Annotated in this window: 25 protein-coding genes; 9 read left to right on the top strand and 16 right to left on the bottom strand. The window is 47.4% G+C overall.

Annotated elements, in window-relative coordinates; genetic code table 11:
- Nucleotides 1-8: 8 nt before the first annotated feature.
- From NF212_RS22715 to NF212_RS22675, 9 genes are all read right to left on the bottom strand, one after another.
- Complete coding sequence (locus NF212_RS22715) at nucleotides 9-896, bottom strand: carbohydrate ABC transporter permease (protein ID WP_434361204.1); 888 nt, start codon at nucleotides 894-896, stop codon at nucleotides 9-11.
- 47 nt (nucleotides 897-943) lie between these two features.
- Nucleotides 944-2,203, bottom strand: a complete 1,260-nt coding sequence (locus NF212_RS22710) for an ABC transporter substrate-binding protein (RefSeq protein ID WP_434361203.1) — start codon at nucleotides 2,201-2,203, stop codon at nucleotides 944-946.
- A 220-nt stretch (nucleotides 2,204-2,423) separates the two neighbouring features.
- Entirely contained in the window at nucleotides 2,424-4,568 is a 2,145-nt protein-coding gene (gene gnpA / locus NF212_RS22705) for a 1,3-beta-galactosyl-N-acetylhexosamine phosphorylase (RefSeq protein ID WP_434361202.1), read from the bottom strand.
- 116 nt (nucleotides 4,569-4,684) lie between these two features.
- Nucleotides 4,685-5,593 carry an ROK family protein gene (locus tag NF212_RS22700; RefSeq protein ID WP_434361201.1) on the bottom strand — a complete coding sequence of 303 codons (909 nt, stop codon included), beginning with the start codon at nucleotides 5,591-5,593 and terminating at the stop codon, nucleotides 4,685-4,687.
- 11 nt (nucleotides 5,594-5,604) lie between these two features.
- Entirely contained in the window at nucleotides 5,605-6,405 is an 801-nt protein-coding gene (gene agaR, locus NF212_RS22695; protein WP_434361200.1) for a transcriptional repressor AgaR, read from the bottom strand.
- A gap of 241 nt (nucleotides 6,406-6,646) precedes the next feature.
- Nucleotides 6,647-7,060: a GFA family protein gene (locus NF212_RS22690; RefSeq protein ID WP_434361199.1), complete on the bottom strand. Its 414-nt coding sequence runs from the start codon at nucleotides 7,058-7,060 to the stop codon at nucleotides 6,647-6,649.
- Nucleotides 7,061-7,177: 117 nt separating this feature from the next.
- Nucleotides 7,178-7,603: a GNAT family N-acetyltransferase gene (locus NF212_RS22685; RefSeq protein ID WP_434361198.1), complete on the bottom strand. Its 426-nt coding sequence runs from the start codon at nucleotides 7,601-7,603 to the stop codon at nucleotides 7,178-7,180.
- 12 nt (nucleotides 7,604-7,615) lie between these two features.
- Nucleotides 7,616-8,086 carry a GNAT family N-acetyltransferase gene (locus NF212_RS22680; RefSeq protein ID WP_434361197.1) on the bottom strand — a complete coding sequence of 157 codons (471 nt, stop codon included), beginning with the start codon at nucleotides 8,084-8,086 and terminating at the stop codon, nucleotides 7,616-7,618.
- 120 nt (nucleotides 8,087-8,206) lie between these two features.
- Nucleotides 8,207-8,557 (bottom strand): hypothetical protein, encoded by a 351-nt coding sequence (locus NF212_RS22675; RefSeq protein WP_434361196.1) that lies wholly within the window; start codon nucleotides 8,555-8,557, stop codon nucleotides 8,207-8,209.
- A gap of 239 nt (nucleotides 8,558-8,796) precedes the next feature.
- Here NF212_RS22675 and NF212_RS22670 point away from each other — a divergent pair, with 239 nt between their 5' ends.
- Nucleotides 8,797-9,333, top strand: coding sequence for a YaeQ family protein (locus NF212_RS22670; RefSeq protein ID WP_434361195.1), 537 nt, complete (start codon nucleotides 8,797-8,799; stop codon nucleotides 9,331-9,333).
- 71 nt (nucleotides 9,334-9,404) lie between these two features.
- Here the strand turns inward: NF212_RS22670 and NF212_RS22665 are convergent, their stop codons facing one another.
- The 3 genes from NF212_RS22665 to NF212_RS22655 form a co-directional block, all read right to left on the bottom strand.
- Nucleotides 9,405-9,758: a rhodanese-like domain-containing protein gene (locus tag NF212_RS22665; protein ID WP_434361194.1), complete on the bottom strand. Its 354-nt coding sequence runs from the start codon at nucleotides 9,756-9,758 to the stop codon at nucleotides 9,405-9,407.
- A gap of 86 nt (nucleotides 9,759-9,844) precedes the next feature.
- Nucleotides 9,845-10,198 carry a DUF2750 domain-containing protein gene (locus tag NF212_RS22660; RefSeq protein ID WP_434361193.1) on the bottom strand — a complete coding sequence of 118 codons (354 nt, stop codon included), beginning with the start codon at nucleotides 10,196-10,198 and terminating at the stop codon, nucleotides 9,845-9,847.
- A gap of 78 nt (nucleotides 10,199-10,276) precedes the next feature.
- Nucleotides 10,277-11,137 (bottom strand): DMT family transporter, encoded by an 861-nt coding sequence (locus NF212_RS22655; RefSeq protein WP_434361192.1) that lies wholly within the window; start codon nucleotides 11,135-11,137, stop codon nucleotides 10,277-10,279.
- A gap of 261 nt (nucleotides 11,138-11,398) precedes the next feature.
- Here NF212_RS22655 and NF212_RS22650 point away from each other — a divergent pair, with 261 nt between their 5' ends.
- The 3 genes from NF212_RS22650 (at nucleotide 11,399) to NF212_RS22640 (ending at nucleotide 14,262) form a co-directional block, all read left to right on the top strand.
- The gene (locus NF212_RS22650) at nucleotides 11,399-11,980 is read left to right on the top strand and encodes a class I SAM-dependent methyltransferase (RefSeq protein WP_434361191.1); all 582 of its coding nucleotides are present in this window, start codon (nucleotides 11,399-11,401) and stop codon (nucleotides 11,978-11,980) included.
- Between the two features lie 273 nt (nucleotides 11,981-12,253).
- A complete protein-coding gene (locus tag NF212_RS22645) occupies nucleotides 12,254-13,444 on the top strand; it encodes a NupC/NupG family nucleoside CNT transporter (protein WP_434361190.1) in 1,191 nt (396 codons plus the stop codon).
- A 116-nt stretch (nucleotides 13,445-13,560) separates the two neighbouring features.
- Nucleotides 13,561-14,262 (top strand): UTRA domain-containing protein, encoded by a 702-nt coding sequence (locus NF212_RS22640; RefSeq protein WP_434361189.1) that lies wholly within the window; start codon nucleotides 13,561-13,563, stop codon nucleotides 14,260-14,262.
- 462 nt (nucleotides 14,263-14,724) lie between these two features.
- Here NF212_RS22640 and NF212_RS22635 read toward each other — a convergent pair whose 3' ends face one another.
- Entirely contained in the window at nucleotides 14,725-15,591 is an 867-nt protein-coding gene (locus tag NF212_RS22635; RefSeq protein WP_434361188.1) for a LysR substrate-binding domain-containing protein, read from the bottom strand.
- A 344-nt stretch (nucleotides 15,592-15,935) separates the two neighbouring features.
- On the opposite strand from NF212_RS22635, the gene NF212_RS22630 reads away from it, so the two are divergent.
- From NF212_RS22630 to NF212_RS22620, 3 genes are all read left to right on the top strand, one after another.
- A complete protein-coding gene (locus NF212_RS22630) occupies nucleotides 15,936-16,175 on the top strand; it encodes a hypothetical protein (protein WP_434361187.1) in 240 nt (79 codons plus the stop codon).
- A 261-nt stretch (nucleotides 16,176-16,436) separates the two neighbouring features.
- The gene (trpB, locus tag NF212_RS22625; protein ID WP_434362968.1) at nucleotides 16,437-17,636 is read left to right on the top strand and encodes a tryptophan synthase subunit beta; all 1,200 of its coding nucleotides are present in this window, start codon (nucleotides 16,437-16,439) and stop codon (nucleotides 17,634-17,636) included.
- Nucleotides 17,637-17,805: 169 nt separating this feature from the next.
- Complete coding sequence (locus NF212_RS22620) at nucleotides 17,806-18,414, top strand: DedA family protein (RefSeq protein ID WP_434361186.1); 609 nt, start codon at nucleotides 17,806-17,808, stop codon at nucleotides 18,412-18,414.
- Nucleotides 18,415-18,447: 33 nt separating this feature from the next.
- Here the strand turns inward: NF212_RS22620 and NF212_RS22615 are convergent, their stop codons facing one another.
- The 3 genes from NF212_RS22615 to NF212_RS22605 form a co-directional block, all read right to left on the bottom strand.
- Nucleotides 18,448-18,927 carry a hypothetical protein gene (locus NF212_RS22615; protein ID WP_434361185.1) on the bottom strand — a complete coding sequence of 160 codons (480 nt, stop codon included), beginning with the start codon at nucleotides 18,925-18,927 and terminating at the stop codon, nucleotides 18,448-18,450.
- Nucleotides 18,928-19,158: 231 nt separating this feature from the next.
- Nucleotides 19,159-19,866, bottom strand: coding sequence for an SDR family NAD(P)-dependent oxidoreductase (locus tag NF212_RS22610; protein WP_434361184.1), 708 nt, complete (start codon nucleotides 19,864-19,866; stop codon nucleotides 19,159-19,161).
- A gap of 149 nt (nucleotides 19,867-20,015) precedes the next feature.
- The gene (locus NF212_RS22605; RefSeq protein WP_434361183.1) at nucleotides 20,016-20,270 is read right to left on the bottom strand and encodes a DUF2164 domain-containing protein; all 255 of its coding nucleotides are present in this window, start codon (nucleotides 20,268-20,270) and stop codon (nucleotides 20,016-20,018) included.
- Between the two features lie 109 nt (nucleotides 20,271-20,379).
- Here NF212_RS22605 and NF212_RS22600 point away from each other — a divergent pair, with 109 nt between their 5' ends.
- Nucleotides 20,380-21,768 (top strand): histidine kinase, encoded by a 1,389-nt coding sequence (locus tag NF212_RS22600; RefSeq protein WP_434361182.1) that lies wholly within the window; start codon nucleotides 20,380-20,382, stop codon nucleotides 21,766-21,768.
- Nucleotides 21,769-22,139: 371 nt separating this feature from the next.
- Nucleotides 22,140-24,083: a PQQ-dependent dehydrogenase, methanol/ethanol family gene (locus NF212_RS22595; RefSeq protein WP_434361181.1), complete on the top strand. Its 1,944-nt coding sequence runs from the start codon at nucleotides 22,140-22,142 to the stop codon at nucleotides 24,081-24,083.
- Nucleotides 24,084-24,143: the final 60 nt, after the last annotated feature.

Raw genomic sequence — 24,143 nt, 5'->3', positions numbered from 1 at the left:
TCCCGGCCTCACTTATCTTTCGACAATCTGAATTGGATGAAGGAAATGATCGCCGCAAAGAACACAATCACGTAAGACACGGTGGCGGCATACCCGAAGTTCGGCATCCACTTGAACGACAGGTTGTAGATGTATGTTGCCAGGGTGATAGTGGCGTCAGTGTCACCGGTTATGTTTACAATCTCATCGAACAGTTGAAGCGTGCCGATAGTGGACATCACTGACGTGAACAGGATGACCGGCTTAAGCAGTGGTACCGTGATATACCAAAACTGCCTGAAGGGGCTGACTCCCTCGATGCGGGCAGCCTCATAGACAGACTTGTCGATGTTCTGCATCGCCGCGAGGTAATAGATCATGTTAAGACCAGTCCAGCGCCAGGTGATTGCCAGTATTATCAGTACCTTCGACCAGAACGGGTCCGTCAGCCAGTGCAGGCCGGTATCAATAACACCCAGCCACATCAGGAAGCTGTTCACGACGCCGTCGTAAGAAAACATGCTCTTAAACAGGATGGAATAAGCGACCAGCGAGGTAACACAAGGCAGAAAAATAGCCAGGCGGAAGAACCCTTTGAATTTCAGGTTCGGGTTATTCAGGCATGACGACAGTGCCAACGCCAGAAGAATCATTACCGGCACCTGAACGGAAAGGAAAATCAGCGTGTTCTTCAGGGAGATAAGAAAGACTTCATCTTCGAAAAGATGGATAACATTCCCCAGCCCGACAAATTCAACAATTGCACCTTTCCCCGAGTGCAGGGAAAGCCAGAGTGAATTCAGGATGGGATAAACCATAAAGATAACGACAAGTGCCAATGACACGGAAACGAATGCCCATCCGTTAATGTCAATCAGCCTGTGCAGGTTACCCGGTTTCGATGAAACGGTACTCATGACGACCCTCGAAAAAGCGCCCGGCTAAGCCGGGCGCAATAAACCGATTAACGGATTTGGCGTGCGATACGTATTTGCGCTTTTTCCAGCGCCTGTTCTGCTGAAATTTCACCTGCCATAAACGCAGGCATTTGGGCAATGATTGCAGCTTCCGCTTCGATGGTGTACATGCCGTAGTTAATTGGGGTGATGTCCTCCATCCACTTGGCAAAATCAGCAAATATCTTCTGTCCGCCAAGATACTCGTGGGTTTTGTTGTAAGCTTCACCGGTGAATGATGGTGTGTAGGAAGCAACAACGTTGTTCTCATCCAACAGCTTCTGGTAAAGATCAGAGTTGTCACCCAGCGTTTCTTTCATGAACTTGATGGCTTCGTCTCTCTCTGGTGAAGATTCAAGTACATACCAGCTTGAACCACCCAGGTTTGCCGCATTGACCGTACCCTCTTCATCCAGACGCGGAGTTGGCACGACAGCCCAGTTACCGGACTGGTCACCACCGGACACAATGGTTTGTGTAAACCAGACACCGGTTGGGATAGTGGCAACGTTACCGTTCAGGTTTGCCTGTACCCAGTTGTTCCAGCCACCCGTTGTGCGCGCAATACCCGAGGTAAACATCTCTTTGGTCAGATCCATCGCACTGGCAAGGTCTTTGTTGCCAGCCAGGCTGACTTCACCTTTTTCATCGGTAAACCATGCGCCGTTGGTGTGCATGATAATACGCATAATCGACAGGTAGTTCGGGTCAATCGCAATAAACTGGGTACCGGTTTTCTTCAGTACATCCTTACCAATTTCGATGTAGCGGTCCCAGGTAATGTTTTCCAAATCTGCAACGGTATAGCCCGCTTTCTTCAGAATATCTGTACGAACAAAAACGCCGGTTACACCTGAGTCAAAAGGCAGGCCGTAAACTTTTCCGTTGTTGGAAGTAATTTCGACTTTATAGGGAATGAATTTGGTGAAATCGATATCGTCACTTAACGGGGCAAATGCATCTGGGTAAGCAGTGAGGTATTTCTGTGATGCGTAGTCTTCAATCAGGACGATATCCGGCAGTGCTTTGGTCATACCGGATGAAAGCATTGTGTGCAGTTTTTGTTCGATATCAGGACGGCCCATTTCGACCACACTGATTTTTGTCCCCGGATTATTGGCGATATAAAGTTCAGCAGCTTTCTCCATGGAGGCAACGTTAAAATTTTTATCCCAAGCCCATACCGTGATTTCATCAGCAAAGGAAGGGGCAGCCAGTCCCAGGCCTAAAGATGCAGCGAAAGCAGTTTTAAGAATTGTTCTGGACATGTTTCACCTTTTGTTTCAATTGGATTCAATATGTTCTTTTAATGAGCAAAATCAGATTACTATATGCACATTTGGCATAACTTGATAAACGTCACCATTCGAAATAAAAGAAAAGTTTTCGAAAACATAAGAAAAGGTTATAAATGTGAAAGCAAAATTTACGAAAGTAATATGACATTAAAAAAGCCACCAATCGGTGGCTTTTTTATTTCACTTTCGTTTAGGCTTCGAGCCACAGCCATTGATATGGCTTCAGGGAATAAGCATTTCCGGCCAACCCAACCGTCTGGTCTTTTTCGGTATTGTTTACCAGGCAGACTTTTCCGGTTTCAGGGTAGTAGGCAGACGAAACATATGCTGAGTGGGTTCGCCAAGGCATCTCTTCGGTTTCGTTACCTGTCAGCCAAAGCAATACATTTTCGAGCAGGCTGGCATTCTCAAGGGAATAAGGCAGGTTTCCGAGGTATACCGCCCTCCCCTTTCCGTAATCGTTGGCAGCCAGTGCCAGGTGTTGCCCCTGTGCAGCGATGACTCTGGCACCAGCCGGGTAGACAAAACTGGGGTTTCCAAACTCTTCAAGGCCGGTCAATTTCTGCGAAAGGAAATGACTGGAATCGAAAGCAAGAGGCTTGGAAACACGCCCCATGGTCAGTGCCACTTCTTTCTCTACGCCGAAGACATCACCAAGTTGGAAGTAACGGCCGTTTTGAAGGTGTGCCGATGGGTCACAGACACCCAGTAAGCCACCACCATTACCGACAAAACGCCGGACTGCCCTGATAACCCGCGAGTCTGACCAGTATTCGCCACCCGACCACGCAGAGCCTGCATCGCCTGTATTGATGATGACTTTAATATCCTCCGGGATCCCATTCTCCAGGATGTCCTCAAAGGAGATAAACTCCACATCAAAAGGCAACCCGGCCAGGCATTCCAGCACGTTGTTTCCGACCAGTTCCATCACATCCGGCCGGGGCGGTACATAAAAACGTTGGTCCCGGGCCTGTTGCTGAAGCCAAGATCGCGCCTTGCCCCAGGCATTAAGAATGGCGACCTTTCCTTTCACTTTGTAGGATTCAGTCTTCGCTGTATTTTCCAGGTATGAGCCGAATTCATCAGAAATATCGGTAACATGGTCGATAAAGTGCGGAAATTTGTTCGCAAGGGAAAGATAGCCGCCGTAACCGATACGGTGAAGCGGTTTTTGCAGCATCGCCCTGCGGATTTTTACCCAGTTACGCATCGATTCATCAACCGGGTTGTTTCCTTCACGGAAAACATCGTTGAAGAAGTATGGGTAGAACCGTGCTTCCTTGATTTGTTCGCCCTGGGAGTCGGTCAGGCGACGAAGGGCCACCCCGTCTTCTACCGCACCAACGTTAATATCAATACCGATTCGCTGGTAACAGTCCAGGAAGGTTTCTGTACCGATCCAGTGATCCCCCTGGAACATTGCGGTTCGCTTGCCATATTGGTTCGCCAGGCGAACCATCTCCCCGGCAAAGTCAGCCACAAAGTCCTGGATAAAGGTCATCCAGTCGCGAAACCGTTTTGTAGGCACTTTATAAGTACCGTTGTAGTAGCCGGCATCAACAAAGTCTTCCGCCGTCAGTTTGTAACCAAACCGCTTTTCGAAATCAGCCAGAGCCTGTGGTGATACCGTTTCACCGTATCCCGTCCAGTCACGGTAGATATCTTCCATCTCTTCATTGGCATCAATGACAAATGCGTATGCAAAGGTAGTGAAGCGTACAACGGTGGTATTAGGGTGATTTTTGAGCCAGTTTTCAAAATGGGCCATCAGATGCTTGCGGCATTCTGGATGGTAAGGGTCAAGGCTTTGGGTTTTGCCTTCTTCCTGCCAGTTCCAGCCATTGGTCAAGGCGTTATACATGGATGTGGAATCCCACACCTGACGTACCATGAACGATACGGTGTACTCGTGGTATGGTTCACAATTGGAAAGGGTTACCACACCGTTGCTGTAGTCATATTCCCAATCTGCACCATTAACCAGCGTCCCTTCTGTCCTGTCCCATACTTGCCAGAAAGCTTTAGGGTCAGAGTATTCGTCAACCGTGTATTTTTCGCCGCAATAACCCTTCATGATAGCAATTGCCAGGTCACCAGACATTGCAGTGACAGGGAAGGAAGAAAGGAATTTCCGGTGCATAAATTGAGGATTTTTCCGGGCATAATCCTGGTCATCCCGGACGATACACATCAGTGAATAAATCTCACAATCTTGTTCAAGAAGGCTTTCAGGCATTTCGGTGCCGTCAGAATCGCGTAAAGCATCCGCTTTCCAGCGGTGAATTAAATCAAGAACCACATCTTCCTGCCCTACCTCGCAAGGTAAGGACATATGACCCTTTTTCATAATTTACCTTTATGATTCCCAGTTATGGACTTACAAAATCTAATCTGCCCATATCGAATTAACGAATGGGCAGATTAAAGAATATAATATTTTTAGTATTTTTATCTCGAAGCCAGCAGTGCTGCGCCTCGTACTCCGCTTGAGTCGCCAAACTTAGGCTTTAATAATACCGGAGCAGGGATAACACTTAATAGATATTCATCTAACTTTCCAGGTAACTTTTCATATAGTTCATCCACATTAGACAGTCCACCACCAAATACAATGGCGTTGGGATTGACGATGTGAATAAATGTCACCAGTGAATAGGCTAATATATCAATAAATATATCAAATGCTTTTAATGCTTCTTCATCACCAGAACGCATGGCAGAAATAATATATTCTGATTTTCCATCTTTACCACTGACATGCTTGTATATATTGGATAAACCTGTCCCGGAAATATACTGTTCAATACATCCCCGTGCTTCCGGTTTACACCCACAGTCAAACAACGGCAGGCCATATTTTTCCGTAAACATAGCAGCTATCTGTGTGTGTCCCCACTCACCGCACTGGCCACTCATTCCTTGCACCAGCTCACCATTGTGGCAGATACCGCCACCTACCCCGGTTCCAAGAATGGCACCAAACACAGTTTCGTAGCCGTCGGCTGCCCCGCCATTGGCTTCAGAGTAAGCAAAACACTTACAGTCATTATCCAGGACAATATTAGTACCGAGTCTTTCACTGATATCATGAACCAGACGCTTACCCGTCAGTTGTGGCAAGTTTGCAGACAACAGCATGCCTGAGCGGCTGTCTATTACACCGCACATACTTAACCCAATGGAGCGTTGGCAATCCAATTCACTGTCTGCATCCAACACTAAGCCAGCTAACGCATCGAGAAACGCTTCGTAGCTGTCTTTCGGTGTGGACACTCTCTTTTTATATACAACCTCGCTGTTTTGGTTAAAAACAACCAACTCGATTTTTGTTCCACCTATATCAAAACCGTAAATCATGCCTACTCCCATTAGACAGTGATCACCTCAATCCCTTGCGCTTCAATCTTGACACGTATTTCTGTAGAAATATTATTGTCAGTTACAAGCTTGGATATCCTGGAAATATCACAAATTGAACAATAACTTCTTTTATTAAATTTTGAAGAATCGGTAACAACGATAACTTCTTTGGAAACCTTAACCATCGCCCGGTTTATTGACGCTTCATCCGTATTTGGCGTAGTAATTCCAATATCTAAATCAAATCCATCGACACCAAGAAACAGTTTGTCAAACCGATGTTCTAAAATATAACTCTCAGCAAAAGAGCCATAAGCAGAATGGGAATTAGGACGAACATTCCCTCCCACTATCATAAGCTTTACATTTTTGGCGTCCTTCAAACGGTATGCTGACTCCAATGAGTTTGTCATTACAGCCAAATCTCTCTTGTCATCCAGCTCTCTGGAAATCAGATCAATGGTAGACCCGTTATCCAGCAACACAGCATCGCCATCTTGGATCAGTGCTGCTGCAGCCTTTGCAAGCTTCACTTTAATATCAGTGTTGATACCCTGTTTGTCAGCCAGAGGAATATCGACAGCATTCCTCTCTGCCTCATAGACCGCTCCACCATGGCAACGCACGACCAACGCGTCACTTTTCTCCAGAAAGTTCAGATCCGTCCGGATAGTGACAGAAGAGACGCCGAGTGTTTCAGACAGTTTTTCTACCTGAACAGCCCCTTCCTGTTTTAAAATTTCGAAAATTTTGTTACGTCGTACGTACGCATTCGCCATGAAAAACCCAAAACGTCCCTTTTTGTTCATTTCATATTAACATTTTGGCCTTTCGATTCTTTGAGCTAACTCTCACATCAGTAACAATAACGAAAGATATCAAAAGCACTTTTTGCCTTTTCTTTCTTTTTATGTCCGCTTTATATGACTATCAGTGCATTCAATCGAGGTGGGATGGCTGCGGAATGTTTCGGATCACAGGTGTGAAAGAGCAAAACGAAAAAGGTGGCTATTTTCACCACCTTGTCTTGATAGAGATTTAAATAACACTTTACGGTTGTTTATCAAACACCTTGACCCCTTCCGGGATCTCATACCAACTCTGCTTTTCACTGACCCAAACATGCGCTTGAGGTTCAAATAAATATGCAGTATCCGCTGCGGTGGGTTTAAGTTTTAGCTTGATTATCGACATATCAGAAGGACTGAAATGGTAGATTCGGTTGCCGCAGCCAGTACAGAATTTGGCTCCATTAATATTCCCGCTGTCAGCTTTCCGTCTCCATTCCCCAAGCTCACCGGAAAACTCAATGTCATTTGCATCGACCATTGCCGTTACACTGAAGGGGCTGGTAGAGAGCTTCTGGCATTCTGTACAGTGACAGGCAAACACTTTCAGCGGCGCTGACTTCAGGACATAGCTAACCTGTCCACACTGACATGACGCTTCAATCGGAAAAGTCATTTCATCCTCCTCATTTAACCGTGTTTTTCACAGAAAAATTTAACTGTTCAGAAACACGCTAAATGCGTTCCACTATCCATACAAGAAGAAAATGAAAACACTGACCACCCCTCGCGGTTAGATCCTCTTTTTCATATGGTAGAGCAATGTGCCAATTGGCCTGTCTTCGAGCACACCATAAACCTCATAACCAAGCTTTTCATAAAACGGTTTAGCATCCATGGTTTTAAGAAATGCAATAACGGCCCCATTCTTCGCGCCATAAGATTCAGCACTTTCCACAAGCAAGGATCCCACCCCCTTCCCTCTTTCTGAATCGGCTACCCAAAGCGTGTCAATTTCCAGGCCATTCCAGTAGCAATTCGCCAACAATCCCCCAACCAGGTTGCCTTGCTCATCGTATTTGCACACCATGAATACTTTATCTTCAGATTCCGGAGACAAACCAGGCAGTTGACTTTCCAAGTAGCCTTGCAGTGCATGGTTCAATTGTTGAATCATGTCTGCCGATGGTGCTTCAAATATTTTAAGATCCAAATGCATATTCCACTCAGGTTACTTGAGTTCCATTCTCATCACATGCTGTGGGCCATACTCTCCACCAAGGTATAGAAACCCGGTGTCAGCGAAACCACCACGCCTATAACATTTAAATGCCCCTGGGTTTTTGCAGTTAACAGTAAGGTAAATCAATGGAAAGGAAGGAAAGTGCTTTTGTAAATAGCGTTTAAGCAGTCGGATAAATTCAGTCCCGATACCCTTTCCCTGAAACTTTTCATCTATGCATACTGCACGCAGTCCCAATGCTGGCCCGTCGCAAAAGTCGTAATGGTGAAAATAAGAAGTGTCAATTTTGAAAAAGCCGATAACCTCACGGTTTACAAGGATAACGTGATGGTGGATACCTTTTTGTTTGTCAGCCAGAAATTCTGCTGCTGTTCCCACGAAAGGGAGTTGTTCAGGGGATATTGATATATCCAGAAGGGCCGCTTTATATTCAGGCTGAAGTTTCTCAATCCAGATCACTACGAGGTTTTCCTTAACCGGTGAATATTGGAATTCAGGCAACAATATATTTATTACAATACCCGCCCGGTGGGTGTCACTCAACAGCAGAGCGTGGCTGAAACAGCCACGCTAATTACGTTAGTGCAAACCAAATCTGTCGCGCAATTTCTGGATTTGTGCCAACCCGGCCTGTCTTTGTTGAGGGCTGAGTGTGATTTTTTGCTCTTCCCGGATTCGATCCTCAAAGGCGACCCGAGCCTGGAAGGCACGTTGTGAGTAGAAGGAAGGAGGTATACACAGACTGACGAGTTTAAGCAGTGTCTGTTCCTGCACTTGATGTTTTCCCGCCGCTACCTTCACTGCATAACGCAGCGAACAGCTTTGAATAACGATCATCGAAATCGCCTTTCGTGCAGCACTTTTCAGCGGAGCCGGTGTATCGGCGGGGATGCGGCTTTGGTAATGCTGTGATTGAAACAGGTTATCCATATCGTCCTCCTGTCAACTCAATACACTGTACATAACCACAGCATACTGTTTGAACATACAGTATGCAAGTTTTCCATTTACATTTTCTCATGCCACCGTGGAGTACAATGTGCGGTAAAGCATGGAGTTGAACGAAAATTCCAATATTTCTCTTGCTGTCAGGTGGATAAAGAGCAATTCGGGGGTGGTTCCCAAAATTAAGAAAGGGTAGGATCTCCTTTTTCGCCGGAGTGCATTTCATGGCCCTTTCCGCCACTTTACATAAAGCCCGTCTGAACATCAGCGATATGAACAGGCACTATTACGATACCCACAGCCTGACAGTTGCCCGCCACCCTTCTGAAACTGAACTCCGCATGATGGTACGCCTGCTCGCATTTATGTGCCATGCAGACCCAGACCTCAGCTTTACCAAGGGTTTAAGCACTGACGATGAACCGGACATCTGGAATGTTGGCCCTGACGGCCGCATTATGGAATGGATTGAACTCGGTGAACCAAGCCTGAAACGTATCAAGCAGGCTCTTTCACGCAGCGAGAAGGTTGTGATTTACTGCTACGGTGGCCGCAGTGCCGAAGAGTGGTGGAATAAGAACCGCGCTGAGATCAGCCGACTGAATAAGGTTCATGTATATAACCTGCCTGAGAGCCAGGCTGAACAACTGGCTGCAATGACAGCCCGTTCCATGGACCTGTTTGCCACTATTTCAGAGTTGGAAATCCAACTTACAGACGGTGAGAACAGTTTGGACCTGATGCTGGATAAATGGCAGTAGGTGATGGCATCCCTTCGAATTAATACAAAAATGCCGGGTTTCGACCCGGCATTTCTTTATCCCGCTTCACTTCACTCAGGATTTTGGGTTTTCAACAGGGTGTAACTCATCCCGTTAAAAATATTCGTGTAACCCATACTGCGCAGTGTTCTTTCCGCCACATCTGCACGGCGGCCAGAACGGCAGTACAGCAAAACAGGCGTTGTTTTTTCAGTAACCACATTGCCCAAACTGGCAATCTTGTCATAAGGAATATTGAGTGCAGTGTCCAGATGTCCGCCGTTAAACTCACCGGCAGTCCGTACATCCACAATGACTGCCCCTGGTGTTTTTGCAATCTGCCAGAACTCTTTTGGGGACACTTCACCGGCTTTCGCCAGTGGAGAGAGCAGGAAAAACAGGGTAGCCAGGAAAAGGCGTTTCACTCAATACTCCTTATTACAAATCATCCAAACCGAAACTAATGCAAAGTCCGGGTACGCCCGCCAAATATATCCGGGCGCAGAAGAGTTCAGCTGAACAGTTTCGCAACCGTTTCAGGTTCAAGTTCTTCACCTTCCAACTCAGCATTCCAGTTCAGGCCAACCAGTACGCCATCTTCAGCCAGAGTCATGAGCCATTCATTGATAAACATATCGAAAGGAATAGAAACCGGTTCGAAATCGCTCCACTCTTCTTCACAATGCTGGCGGGCATCTGCCTCATTCGACCAGAAAGGCATCACTTCAGCGCCTTCAAATTCAGAAGAGTCCATCGACAACCAGTCGATTTCATCCTGGCAAAGGCCCCATACAAGGCCGGTTTCGCGGCTTTCTGCCACAAACTTATCGATGTTGCCCTGGAATTCGCTCACTGGCTTGCTCATGGTGTTATCTCTCGTTCAATAACTAAAATTCCCGCGCATGTTAGCAGATTACGGCCTCTTCGGACATGAAATACCGTATTAAGCCGTTTTCATGACGAGATATACAGACAAGGAGGCCAGCATAAACCCGAGTAATCCGGTAAGGCCAAATGCCTCGTCAAAGAAGAGCCATCCCTGGAAAGCGGTTACCGGAGGTACCAGGTACATTACCGAAGTGACCTTCGATGCAGCACCCTGCCTTATCATGTACAACAGCAATAAAACAGCCACGCCTGAAAGAACAACTACCGACCATGCCAGCGCCAAAATGAAAGTTGTTGACCACTCTATTGCCAAACCTTCATTCGTCCATGCGAGCGGAAACAAGAAAAGAGCAGATGCCACATATTGCCAGAATGCACACCCGACAAGCTCTATTCCCTGGCAGTATTTCTTTTGGTATAGGGTCCCAAGTGTAATACCTGCCAGCGCGCTGAGAACAAACACGTAAGCCCATGTTTTATCCGCATACGTAGGCCAGGTCATTTTACCCTGTACCACAAGAGCCACGCCCACCACACCTATTACCAAGCCAATCCATTGTGACTTTTTCAATCTTTCGGCGGTCAATATGACAAGAAGGAGAGCTGTTAGCAGTGGCTGAGTGCCAACGATAAGCGAAGACAGGCCTGTCGGCATTCCATGGTTAATCGCTGCAAAGACGCCCCCCAGATAACCAGCATGGATAAGTACGCCTGAAACCATTGCATGAAAAGCTTGTCGTCCCATGGGGTAAGAAGCGTTGAGTAGTGCCATCAGCACAATAAACATCAGGATGTTAAAAATCATCCGGACAAACAAGAATGTAGCCGGATCTGCATACGGCAAGCCAAACTTTGCACCAATAAATCCCGTACTCCAAAGAAGGACAAAGAAAAATGGTGCCCATATTTTTAACATCAGAGATCCTTCTCATAAAAAGCAATGTCTACCCAAATCACCTCGGGTGCCGACTTCAGCGAGAATTGATTGGCTATCAATCAAGCCACAGTCTTGAAGATCCAGTGGTTCTCAATCAAGCAACTTGAGGTGGTTCGGGCATATTGCTTTGAAGGGTAACAGGATTGTCTGCCATACACACAGCACAAATACATTCACAGGATTAATACATGCTTTACTTAATTAGAGAGTAACCAGCCACACAAACAGGAGGCCATAGGTATGTCAGGATATGATCTGGAAAGTGATGATAAATCGCGGATGTGTGGCAGTGTTGAGCCAGCTTTTGAACATTTTGTAACAGCCCACACCCGACCGGGAGCCCTTGCACTGGACATAGGTTGCGGACAGGGGCGGGATACACTGATGCTCGCCCGCCACGGGTATGCGGTTGTCGCTGTTGACCGCTCTCCCGCGGCTATTGAACACATAATCATGAAAGCAGCCGAAGAAGGTATAAGCATTGATGCCAAGGTAGCAGACTACTTTGAGTTCCAGCCTCAAGGTGAGTTCGACATTATTGTCCTTGATGCTGTGTTTCACTTCGACAAAGAATCCAGGGAAAACGAACTGGCTCTCCTTAACAGACTGAGCAATCACCTATCTGAAACCGGGTACCTGTGTCTCTTTGTCACTCGTACACCTGCCACAGATTCTACAGTCCGACTGTGGTTGTCCAGCAGCAACAACCTGAAAGTCATTGTCGAACAAGAGATGGCACCTCCCGAGACAGAGGACGCCAGTCAGGGAGATGATTGCCGCATGCTGATGCTGGTATTGCAGCGTTTTCCCGTTTCTCAGTAACCCGGTACGGTCTTAGAGGTCGCCCTGCATGGATGTAAGACAGCTTCTTACTGTCCACGTCCGGAATTTCAAATTTCAGAATTATCTATTGCCTGATTTATACAGCCAAAAAACAACCGGTTAACCCTCCCTCCAAGCACAAATTTTGGCCATTTAGTGCAAGCGCCTTCCCTATTGCAGAATAAATGAGATTTTAATCACTTTTTTATGTAATAAAGCGTAGATAATTCATCACAACTTTGAATGTAACCGCTATCAGGAATCACTCTACCCATGTCTTACTTACACTTTGTTTTGGGCCTGGTTGTTATCGCCGCATTGGCGTTACTGGCTAGCAAAGATCGAAAGAGCATTAGAATTCGCTATATCATTCAATTACTTGTTATTGAATTGGGTATCGCGTGGTTCCTGCTTAATTCAACCGCCGGTACCGGTATTGTTACCGAATTTGCCAACGCTTTTGACGGACTGATGGCTTACGCCTCAGAGGGAACCAACTTCGTCTTCGGCGGACTGCTCAATAACAGTCAGTTCAGTTTCTTCCTTCAGGTTTTGATGCCAATCGTGTTCATCTCCGCATTGATTGGTATTTTGCAGCATATCCGCGTGCTGCCTGTTGTTATCCAGTGTATCGGCTTCTTGCTTTCGAAAGTGAACGGAATGGGCAAGCTTGAATCATTCAACGCCATCAGTGCGTTGATGGTTGGCCAGTCTGAGAACTTCATTACCTATAAAGACATCCTGGGCAAGATGTCGGAGCGTCGTATGTACACGCTGGCGGCGACTGCCATGTCGACCGTTTCAATGTCTATCGTAGGCTCTTACATGCAGCTCATCGACCCCAAGTTTGTGGTAGCTGCCCTGATCCTTAACATGTTCAGCACCTTTATTATCTTGTCGATTATTAACCCGTACGACCATGAAGCGGAAGTGAACTTCGATGAACTGATGAACACAGACAGTGTTGAAAAACTGACCTTCTTTGAAATGCTTGGTGAATACATCATCACCGGTTTCAAGGTTGCCGTTATCGTCGCTGCAATGCTGGTAGGCTTTATTGCGCTGATTGCCATGATTAACAAGGGCTGCAGTGCTGCTTTCGGTATCAGCTTCCAGGACATGATTGGCTATGTGTTCTACCCTATCGCTTGGTTGATGGGCGTACCTGCAAGTGAAGCTCTCCAGGCAGGCAGCATTATGGCGACAAAACTGGTTGCCAATGAATTCGTTGCCATGATGTCCCTGAAAGACCAACTCGCAACCCTGACACCGCATACTGTAGGTATCATCTCTATCTTCCTAGTCTCCTTTGCAAACTTCAGCTCTATCGGCATCATCGCCGGTGCAGTGAAAGGCGTGAATGAAGAAAAAGGAAATATGGTTGCACGCTTTGGCCTTCGCCTGCTTTACGGCTCAACCCTGGTAAGCGTGCTGTCAGCCATGATTGCCAGCATCATGATCTAATCGGGGTTATCCAGCTCTTAACTCCCCCAGCAAGGTCAAAGCAGTTGACCTTGCCGGGGGCTCTGGCAAGATGGGCAAAGACAACCTTAAAAACCTCCGCCAGAGAAAGACTTACTGTGCAATACATCACTATTAAAAAAGCACTTTACGAACAAATAGAAGCCGGGATATTGCAACCCGGCTTTCGTCTTCCTGCCGAGCGGCAACTGGCAGAACTGTTTTCCACCACACGGGTTACCCTACGTGAGGCGTTAGCTCTGCTTGAAGCTGATGGTGTGATATACCGTGAAGACCGCCGTGGCTGGTTTGTTTCTCCCTCTCCCCTGATCTACGACCCTTCCAAACCAATCTCTTTGCGTGAATTGGCTGACCGTCAGAACCGCAAAGTCAAAACCGTCGTGACTGAAGCAAAGAAAATGCTGGCAGACAAAGCGGCTACCCTTTTATTGGCTTTGCCCCCCATGCAGGAAATATTCAGGATACAACGCCTGCATGAATTGGATGGACGTCCAGTCTGCACTGTGACCCATTACATTCGGAAAGATGTTTTCCCAGGGTTGTTGGATCTCGATTTAACCCAGCCGTTAGGGGAGATTTTTGATACCCATTTCGACGTAACCTATGCCAGTACCCGCTACACCATTGCCAATACATCGCTGATTGAAGAGACGGCTGCTTCCCTCCATGCCACAGATGGCACGCCTGCTATGCGCATCCAACGCATTAACACAGATCAGCAAGGACGCATAGTAGAAGCCGCTGTCGAGCACTGGCGCCATGACGCGATAAGCGTGGAATCAGTGGCCGATTTTATGTAATCGGAAAACCGTCTTCCTGTTTGATTTGTGTGCAATATGAGGTGCCTTAATTGGGTGCCTTATGCCGAGCCTGATCGTGAATCCCGTATTGTTTTTCATAAAACGTGAATTATCAGTAGCCAAGACCCGAATCAGGATCAAAAATGGGTGGGACATTTCCTGCAAGAATAAAAGGGTCAGGATTTGATAGACCCGGAGCCCAACAGGACGGTAAGTGCTCCCTTCTGTCGGGGAATGCCCACTGGTACAAACCCAAATTAAAGGTTATCCCATGGCTATGAGTAAACACCGCAGGCAACACCAACTCTCAGCTGCCCGCAGGAGACGATGTCAGTTTCACCTAAAATTCGAAACCGACAACGAAATTGTCGTCACATCCTTTATCGCTGAAACTGCGAGTGACTCTTCCCCCGGAACATTTATCCCCTTCAAATACAAAAAACTGTCCAAGCCTTAATCCAGTTACGCCACAGACATATCAAGATGTTGGTACCACTGCCGAATTTGTGAAGCCAAGGCCAATACAGCCGGAGATGTAGCCCCGGATTTAACCATCAGCCCCACTGCGACAATGTGTGGGGCGATGCGTGAAGCCAGTAAGTCCATCACCTCAAGGGGTTCCGAGACTGAACTTTTCGCAACCAGCGCAACAGCCATACCCGCTTTTACCGCAGCCTGTAATCCCTGGAAGTCAGCTGAGTGCACCACAACCCTGAACGGGATACCGGCATTTTCCAATCTTTCAACTGCAAGACGCCCCCAACGACAGTTCCGTTCAATCGCCAGCGGAATGGGTTTAGTTGACGGAAATTCCGTATCACGGGCTTTCACCCAAGCCAATGACTCATGGTGTAACACCTCTGCATGCCACAACTCTTCATGTACATTGACAAGAGCCAGGTCAATTTCCCCCCGCTGGAGCATGGTGGCAAGGCGTCGGCTGTTATTACTGAAAATCGACAGTTGTACACTGGGGTAAGAGCGGGTAAATGCGGAAAGATAAGACATTGTTGCCTGTTCAACGTAGTCGTCGCAAACACCAATTTTCACTTCTCCGCCAATTTCCGGGCTGCTGAATGCTGCAACAACCTCATCATTTAAAGCGAGCATCTGTCTCGCATAGCTGACCAGCTGCATCCCCTGGGCTGTAAAGGTATAACTCCGACCCTGTTTTTCAAACAAAGCGACATCGAGTTTTTCTTCCAGTTTTTTCATCTGCATGCTGACGGCAGACTGGGTGCGGTATACCGTTTCAGCTGCAGCGTTAAAATTTCCGCAATCGTGAATGGCAACCAAGGTTCTGAGCTGATCAAGATCCAGATTCTGCATAGTTCAGCCTCGTTTATGGTTAAGCAACATTGTATTAACAATGTTTATCAGTATAACTTCACTCATGTCAACTCTGCCCCAAATCCACGCCTCTTTTCGCTAAACTTCTGTTTTTTCATCAGGTACATAAGCAATTGATAATAAAGAAGCCTGAACTCAACACTGGTTGAGTTCCCATAGATATCCTTAGATATCATGGTGTTAAGTCACCAAGATTATTGATACTCAAGCCCATAAAAGAATACATAAGCAATATTGATGAATGATGTAAGAACTATTCGTTATTCTGAATCCAACTTTGGGGTGATAGTAGTCACATAAATCAACCAAGGGAGGAAAACATTATGGAAAAGACCACACTTTTGTTTCACGAGAATGCGGTTCGAGCCATCAAGATGGCATTCAATACCCCTCGCTTGTTTGCTGAACAAATTTATGTTTCTTGGTCACAGACCAGTAAACGTCAAAAACAGATCCATGAACTGAAATCCAGAATCAGCGACCCAGACTTTCTGAAGGACGTAGGACTGACTGAGGAACAGGTGAAAAAACAAATCGCGCTTTTGGAGAAAAAGAAACCATAAATCAAATACATATACCGAATTTCTGTCCGCAGATACCATTTCCTGTTGTGTGTTGCACCGTCATTGAGGAGAAGCGATGACGGTGTTTTTTTATCCGCATTATCAGCCTTGATCTTGTCTCGGGGCGGTCACAAATCTTGACATTGGCTATGTCCCACCCCGATTAATCCCGGTATAAACGAATTCTGAAATCGATAGGGAAATTGTTCTCCAGCAAGAAAAAACAAGGAGATAGACATGCAGAATACGTTTGAACATCCAATGCCGGACGCCCAGGGATATTTTGGTGAGTACGGTGGCAGCTTTATCCCACCCCAGCTAGAAACAATTATGACAGAAATTGCTGCCGCCTATGACGAATGCCGCAATGACCCGGCGTTCAAAGTTGAACTTGCCCGTCTCTACAAACATTTTGTTGGTCGTCCCAGCCCAATCTTCCACGCCGAAAACCTGTCAGCAAAATACGGTACCGATATCTACCTGAAGCGCGAAGACCTTAACCATACTGGTGCACACAAAATCAACCATTGCCTTGGTGAAGCACTGCTTGCAAAGAAGATGGGTAAAACCAAGCTGATTGCTGAAACCGGTGCTGGCCAGCACGGTGTCGCCCTGGCAACTGCAGCAGCACTGGTGGGGCTGGAATGTGATATCTACATGGGTGAGGTAGACATACGCAAAGAACACCCGAACGTTGTTCGTATGCGTATTCTAGGCGCCAATGTAATACCTGCCACCCATGGTCGAAAGACCCTCAAAGAAGCTGTAGATGCCGCTTTCGAAGCCTATATGAAAGACCCCATCAATCAGCTTTACGCGATAGGCTCGGTGGTTGGCCCTCACCCGTTCCCAATGATGGTTCGCGATTTCCAGTCAATTATCGGCAACGAAGCCCGTGAGCAGTTCCAGGAAATGACCGGCTCCCTGCCCGGTAACCTGGTAGCCTGTGTGGGGGGCGGTTCAAACGCGATGGGCCTGTTTACCGCTTTCCTTGAAGATGAAGGCGTTAAGATCCACGGTGCAGAGCCTGCTGGCCGCTCATTGACAGAGGCCGGTGAACACGCTGCAACCCTGACATTAGGTGAGCCGGGTGTCATGCACGGCTTCAAGTCTTACATGCTCAAAGACGAGCAAGGTGAGCCTCAGGAAGTCTACTCAGTTGCAAGTGGCCTCGATTACCCCTCGGTCGGACCACAGCACAGCCACCTAAAAGACATCGGTCGCGTAAATTACGGGACGGTATCTGACGATGAAGCGATTGATGCGTTTTTTGAGCTTTCACGTCTTGAGGGAATTATCCCTGCTATCGAATCCTCCCACGCACTGGCATATGCATTAAAACTGGCAAAATCCGGAGAGAGAGGCTCAATCCTTATTAATCTTTCTGGCCGAGGAGACAAAGACATCGACTTTGTCGTGGAACAATACGGAAACCAGTACGGCATAGACCAATTGGTGTAAGCCCTGAAGCATACATAAATGCCGCCTATTAAATGGCGGCATTTATTTTATCTTGTAAATACTCTATCCTTTTCGTTTTATAATACCAATTGGTATAAATCCAGTATTGCCCCGCCAAGGAACCGGTGAGACGTCTGGCGCACAAACCTCCCGTATTTTGGTCAATAGCATGGCATCACTTGAACACCTCATTTCTGACATGACTCCCCTTTTACAGCAATATGGCTATCTGGTTATGGCTTTGGCGATCGCTGTTGAAGGTATTGGGATTCCTGCACCCGGGCAGTCATTGCTCATTGTTGCTGCACTGCTGGCGGCGGCTGGCAAAATGTCGCTGCCACTGGTGCTAACCGTCGCTGCAGTCAGTGCCTTTTGTGGTAATACAGCCGGTTACGTCCTCGGACAGAAGTTCGGCCATATATTGCTTAAAAAAGGCTGGATAAAACCGGCTACTGAGCTGCGTTTACACGGCTTTATTGAGAGATACGGCATTAAGGCACTGCTAGTCAGCCGTTTTGTTGAAGGAATTAAGCAGTTTATTTGCCTGGGTTGTGGGATCGGCCAAATGCCCGCTGCTAAGTTTTTTACCGGCAACTTCCTGGCTACCCTGATCTGGGTCGCCATATTTGGTTTGGGTCCTGTATTTTTACAAGGCGAAATGGCCCCATTGATGAACTTTTATCATCATAACCGGCTAACAAGCTGGGCAATCATCGCCGCGGTAGTTGTCAGCCTTATCTGTACATTGTTGATCAGCTGGCGGCAAAAGCGCCGCTAGGACTACTGCCCAAACCTCTTCAAGGTGCGTAGTTCAGAGAGAATTGGATATAAGCATATTACCATTCAGGAGGTAGTGGTTTATCCGCGCCTCCCAATCCTGCATCGACTGGAGATAGTGTTCTTCTGTAAATGCGGTAATAAACGCATCGCCTACAGGGCCAAGACTCGTATAGCTGTAGCAGACGTCTGCATCTGAACCTTGACCGTTTGAACGCACATCAATAGTCAACTTACATGCGGTAACTCCCGGAGTAATTTTTACCATTTCAACCCGGCCGTTTGTTACGTCATGCTCAGTGACAAACCATACGGCATTTTCAGGTTCGGCTTCAGTGACAAAAACACAGCCTGGCTCAACGACACCGGAATCCGTCAGTACAACAACCGGATCCCAACCTTCAATCCATTCTGCTTCCATCACCGGGCACAAAAGCGGCATTACCTTCTCTGGTGGGGCAACCAGTGTTTGCGTGTAACTGCGCGTAATACGGTTTGGTCTGCTGATTTTCATATTCTCTCCCCTTTTTCACGGTATGCGCGAATGGCAACATTTCCACTGTAGAGCGCAATACCACAATAATATTCCCTATATCGAAGCGTAGTATTTTTAGGGAAACTGGCACTCTCCGGTACGGTAAGGCGGCAGAAAAAGCTGAAACGGACTCTATAGCCAAACTACTCCACGATGCTGGTTTTGGTATAGACGGTCACTGTAGTGTGAACCTGAATGGGAGCATCACTTTCAGACGGAGTAGTAATCTTCGGTTAGCACGTTGTTATGCTTGATTAACTGCACCAGCACATGGGCGACTTCACTCGGGCTACGAAGCTCATTGTTCAATTTATATCCCTGAAATCGTTCGATGCTCGGGAAATCATGGCTGTCTGATTCACGGATTTCAGCCTGCATCGCCGTGTCCATCACATCAGGGTTAAAGTTAAACGCTTCAAAAGGGAAGGATTCCGTTCTCTCCTCCTCCGCGATGGCCCTGATGAAGTTGTCGCAGCTGGCTTTTCCCGCGCAGTAGAGACTCCAACCTGCATAGCCTTTATTAGCAGCACCAGAAGATATATTGATAAGGGTTTTTCGGGTGTCCAGCGTACGGAGTTTCTGGATAAAGAGTTGCATCAGGCACAATGACGAAACAATGTTGACCGTAATACTGTGTTGGAACTGGGATTTGGTAATATCAGAAACGCGCTTAATCGGGGTGATTGTGGCAGCATTGTTGATTAAAACCACATGCTCATACTTCTGCCTGCTGATTCTCGAAAACAGCGCTTTTGATTTCGACTCAACCTCGTTGGTATGCCTTAGGTCAAATGATTGATGGTACGGCCCTTTACCGCTGCGAGAGAAGTCTACAACTTCCCACTGGTCTCGGCTGAAAGCCTCAACCAATGCTTTCCCCAACCCTCTGGATCCACCGGTTACTATCGCAAGTTTCATCGTCTTATCTGCCCGGAGTTGTTAAACACAGATCTGTTAATAACCAGTATTACAGTTATTACATTTGTCTTACTAGTAATAATAGTCAATTTTTCATGAATATCGGGCTTAACATCACGTTAGCAGCCAAAAAGATAAATTACCGGTTCCTATTTTGAAAAATTAGTCGGTTTTTCAATTTCATAGATTGCGTCAGAAATTGACTCTACTTTTTCCTGAATAATTAGCTGAGCGTCATATAAGCCACGATTATAGTAATATGCACCAAGTTCCTCACTGAAGAAATCCAGTAAAAACTCCGCATCGAACTGGCCGATCTCCTGTTCCAGCTCCTGATCAAAATAAAACTGAATTTTCCTAACCAATACGTCTTTTTCAGCGCGGGTAAAATCTATTTTTGACATACGTAATTTCCTGCCACTTTCTGAAACGGGTCTTCTGCCTCAACCTTGATACACAAAAACAATAAAAGTCTCTAGATAATAAGGGAAAGGCGCAAGGGAACTGTGCAGTATGATCGGCTCACCAGGCTACGCTGGCAACTATTCTATTAAACTCCTTCTTATGGGCACGGTTTCTGTCGTCTTGGTGCTATCCGCAGCCCTGTGCAGCTTGCTAATACTGAACAATGCCCGGGACTCGGTGGAAGAGGAATTGGTTTCGGCTTATGACCTCGTACAGGAACTTATTTCCCCCAACGACGTAAGTCTTGATCTCGCTGAAACAAACCTGAATGCCAACATTCTGGTTGATTCCCTTAAAACCATTCGCCACATCCATATCGAATTTCAGCTTCAGCAAAGGGGATTTCCACCCAGTATGCCAGCCCCACAGGGGGCTCATGATCAGGATCGGGTACCAGCAAGCTTCTACGAGATGGTTACACCGTCAGGTATTCTCGCACCTTTGGTTATCCATACCGTTAATCCTCCCGGCCGGTTGGTCATTTACCCCGACCCGATCGATGAAATCGAAGAGGTATGGAAAGAGAACCTTCCCATTGCCACCGCTATGTTTGGAATGATGGTAATTATCTGGTTGGCCATTTATTTTGCCCTGACCATTTCCCTCCACCCCATTAAAGAGTTGAACCGTGCGATAGAAACTGTCCGCGAGGGAGACATGGATATCACACTGGATGAAAACGTTGCTGATGAAATAGCACCGGTCACCGTCGCGTTCAACCATCTGGTGAATGAGCTAGGCATTACCCTCGCCTCAAACCGGGTACTCACGCGAAAAATGGTCGATCACCAGGAAGCCCTGCGAAGCGACATCGCACGAGAGCTACATGATGAAATGGCTCCCTGCCTGTTCCGAATTCAAGTAGAGCTCATGGCGGTTAAAAACCTTGCAGAAAAACAAAACGACACCACCATGCTTGCCCATTTGGAATCCCTGAAAGCAATAACTGAACAAGTCCAGTTCCGTGTTCGAAAGTCACTGAGCCAGATGCGGCCTATGGTGCTCAATGACCTGACCCTGAAAGAAGCCATACAGGATTTAGTGTTGGCATGGTCAGCACAGAACCCGGAGGTAGACTGGGACATATCCACTTCTTTAAACGACAATATTGTCGATGAAACGGCTCGCGTCACCATCTATCGCATCGTACAGGAATGCCTGACCAATGTGATGCGCCATTCCTCTCCAACCCGTATTTCAGGCCACGTAACACTCGATTCTCACGTCGAAAACCCGCAGGTTCACATCCAAATTATTAACGACGGATGCCCTCACAGTGCTTTTGTCCCCGGCCTCGGTATTCTGGGTATGCGAGAGCGGGCGGAAGCCATGGGTGGCTGGCTTAGATTTGGCCAGAAATCGGCTCAGCCCAATGTATTTTATGTAGAAACGGCGATTCCAGTGAGCATATCGACACAAAAGCACTTTGCTGTATAAGCAGCATGCTAAGGGCGCAGAAAGTAACGGGAAAGACTATTGAATTTGGCGCAACAATCAAAACATCAAAAATACAAATTCCTTATTTATCACATTCATAAAAAGAAACAATCATCACTTAAACTCTTACTTTTCCCAAAGAAAGGAAAACTTCCCGGATATATTGAGGAATTTGTTACCTTTCGGCACTGATATCCCTTCACTAACCTCAAAATGTACGCAGTGCCGCTGCCTTGGGAAATGTCGTTCCTCCAGCTGGTGTTCACGTCACGTCACTACTGTTTCAACCGACAACTCTTAGGGTGCGGGCAGCCGCACCGCGTACAACCAACCTCCCTGAAACCACTCTTCACGGATTAGAGGATTAGTACATGAAAGGGTATAGAAGTAGCCGGGGACTTCCCGGGCTCATAGGGACTTTGTTGTTAGCATTCTCCATGCTGATAACCTCTCCCGCTGGCGCTGAAACGGCCTCGGCTGAAATCGACAAGCGCGCACAGGATCAGAAACTTTGGCCGGCTCCCGGGCGTGACAACGCACTGACCCGGCACAGCCAGCTCAACCAAATTAACACCGGAAATATTGAAAATCTCCAGTATGCATGGAGCCAGTCAACCGGGGGTTTACGTGGTCATGAAGGACAGCCTGTTGTCGTCAATATTGACGGCAAACCTATGATGTTCTTCTCAAGTGGCTGGCCGAACATTGTTCAGGCCCTGGATCTTTCCGACCCAGACAACCCTGTGCAGATATGGAACTATGAAAAACAGACTGATCGCGATGAGACCGCAGTTCCTCGGGCATGCTGTGACACCGTCCACCGTGGTCTGAACTATGCCAAAGGTAAAGTCATTACCCACACGCTTGACGGTTTTATCATTGCCTTGGATGCCAAAACCGGGAAAGAGCTTTGGGTAACCAAACACGCCTATCCACCGAAAGGTGAAACACATACCGGCCCGGCTATGATTGCAGAAGACTACGTTATTGCAGGTTTCGGTGGCGATGAATTTGCCGCACGAGGCCGGATGGTGGCTTACGACATCAATACCGGGAAGGAAGTCTGGACCTGTCATTCTACTGGCTCTGATAACGATGTCTGCATCACACCCGACACCAATAAAGCCAACCCGCACTTCGGTACCTATGGCCAGGATCTCGGTCTTTCCAGCTATCCCAAAGACGAATGGAAGATTGGCGGTGGTGCCCAGTGGGCTTGGCTTTCTTATGACCCTGAGCTTCGCATCGTTTATGCCTCCACCGGCAACCCCGGCCATTGGAGCCCTTCTTACCGCTGCGGATACACCGGCGACAAGCTCACTCATGAAAACTGTAACGATGGTAAGTGGGACAACAAATGGTCCATGACGACGTTCGCCCGAAAAGTCGATACAGGCGAGGTGGTTTGGGCTTACCAGATGACACCTTTCGACCAGTGGGATTACGACGGTGTTAATGAAAACATCCTGGTGAACATCGACATTGATGGCAAAAAAGACGTACCCGTCCTGGTGCACTTCGACCGTAACGGATTTGCCTACGTACACGACCGCCGCGACGGCACCCTTTTGCGTGCGCACAAGTTTGTGACCGTTAACTGGGCTGAAAAAGTCGACCTCGAAACCGGCCGTCCGGTAAAAGTGAAAAAACACTCTCCGTTCGCTGTGGGTGTAAACACTCAGGCCTGTCCTTCAGCAATGGGCGGCAAAGACCAACAACCCTGCTCTGTTGACCCGAAAGAGCCCCATATCTTCTATTGCCCGACCAATAACTGGTGCATGGAAGATGAACCGCAAAAACGGACACACACCCAGCAGGGAACGGTTTACGTGTTCGCCAACGTGTATATGTACCCGGAAGTTCCCGGCATTACCGGCAAGATAAAAAAGTTTAACGTGATCACCGGCGAAACCGCGTGGGAAATCCCTGACCCGTTTCCAAACTGGGGCGGCACTCTCGTGACTGATGGCGGGCTGATGTTCTACGGCAGCAAAAGCGGACACTTCCGGGCTGTTGACCGTAAGAGCGGAGACATTGTCTGGGAGCGGAAACTGGGCTCCGGCATCATCGGCAACCCCATTACCTGGGAAGTAGATGGTAAACAGTACGTCTCCGTATTTGCCGGTTTGGGTGGCTGGATTGGCCTGCCTGTTACCGCCGGGTTGGATATGGATGACAAATACGGTGCGATTGGCGCAACTGCCATGGCGAAAGTCACTGGCCTGGATAAAGTCCCGCAAGGCGGAGAGCTCTATACCTTCCGGATTTTTGACAGCAACACAGGAAAAAGTGTCGCTTCCGTTTTAGACAAGTGATGACACAGATTGGGCACCGTTCGCGCGGTGCCTCTTTTTCGCCGGTTAAGGATAACTGAC

The organism is Parasalinivibrio latis (assembly GCF_036825535.1).
GTDB classification, from domain to species: Bacteria; Pseudomonadota; Gammaproteobacteria; order Enterobacterales; family Vibrionaceae; genus Parasalinivibrio; species Parasalinivibrio latis.
The sequence above is the reverse complement of the archived record's forward strand: the minus strand, read 5'-3'. Positions and strand labels throughout refer to the sequence as shown.